Origin of the sequence: Staphylococcus caledonicus, from assembly GCF_016238465.1 — a bacterium.
Classification (GTDB): Bacteria; Bacillota; Bacilli; order Staphylococcales; family Staphylococcaceae; genus Staphylococcus; species Staphylococcus caledonicus.
In genome coordinates this window covers 1-1,535 of record NZ_JABTXV010000012.1, presented here as the reverse complement: position 1 = coordinate 1,535, position 1,535 = coordinate 1, and the positions used below count along the sequence as shown (strand labels likewise).

1 protein-coding gene is annotated in these 1,535 nt (G+C 22.9%); it reads right to left on the bottom strand.

The window, feature by feature from the left end:
- Positions 1-120: 120 nt before the first annotated feature.
- Complete coding sequence (locus tag HS848_RS12455) at positions 121-1,020, bottom strand: hypothetical protein (RefSeq protein WP_198612553.1); 900 nt, start codon at positions 1,018-1,020, stop codon at positions 121-123.
- Between the last annotated feature and the right edge of the window lie 515 nt (positions 1,021-1,535).

Below are 1,535 nucleotides of genomic sequence, written 5' to 3'. Positions count from 1 at the left end.
TTACTTACGATGTTATTTACGTTATTACTTACGATGTTATTTACGTTATTACTTACGATGTTATTTACGTTATTACTTACGATGTTATTTACGTTATTACTTACGATGTTATTTACGTTATTACTTAAAAATGTTATTTACGCTATTACTTATAGTACTATTTGTATGATTATTTATATTAGTATTCATATCTTTATTTAAACTATTATCTGTATGGATATTGGTATCTTTACCGATAACTATACTATTGTTATTATCCGTTAATCTGATTTTATCAGCAGTAAGTAAAACTTGATTGTTTTTGACTGTCATACCTGAAAGATTTCCTAATATATTATCTCTATGAATATCTTTATTACCGATAATAAACTCAAGAGGAATATCTCTAACATTTGAAAGTTCTACTTTTAAACCAAAAGTTTTACCTACATTTGATAAATCGTTTTCTACATTTGTTAAATCACTAGTTATTAAAATTATTGCTCTAGCAGTAGTAGGATTTTGTGGGTAAATGGTTAATAACTTCATTTCATATGAATTTAGAAATTTATTAGAGTTGAAAGTTTTGAAAAGATTCATTTTCACTAATCTATAGTCAACTTTTGTAAAACTCTCTCTTTGTTTAAAATCTTCGATTTTATGATTTTTAATATCTATATCTTTAACTGTTAATTGTAGACAATTAATACCGTAAACTAGAGCATCTTCTGAATCAATATTATTTATAGTGACTTCATTACCAATAATATCAACGATATTTACATCATTTACAATATCGTCATGTAAGATAGCTGTAATTAATTTGTCTTTGTTAGCATTAATTTCTGTCTCTTCATTATATATAGTATTATCTTTCACTATTCTAAGTTCTAACTTTATATGAGAATCTACTAATACTTTCTCGACGGCGAGAACTTTACCTGATAAAAATGATTCTATATCGAAGCTCTCAAACATTTCAACGTTATTAAATTTTGTTGATTCTTCCAAGTTTTTTAGATTGTCAGGAATTACCGACATATTTTATCACTCCATTATTCGAATAAATTAAAAAATTCTATACTATAATTATACAACACATTGATATATTAAACAATTGAATTTGATGACTACACTTGTATTTTTATCGATTAGTTAATATTAATAAAATTAAACTTCTAAAAATAAATGAACGAAAATATTTGAATATATTTTATTAATGGTTAATGTATTTTTAAATAAAAATAAGTAAAAATATAGTTTGAAATATCGGACTATATTTTATATACTTTAAATATAAATGATAGTTCTTTTTTTAGAACTGTAATTATAAACTTAAGTATTAATGTGAATAAGATGATAAATAAAGCTATATTTAAACATGTACTCAAGACCTTAAATAAGATAATAAGTAAATTAATCAATAAGTCTATAAATGCTATAAATTAATACCTAACGGTATTTATAGGGCAAAACTGGTTGTTTACTTATAAGTGTAATTAAAGAGATAAATAGACTAATAAGTATAGATATAAATAAATATGTAAATAATAGAC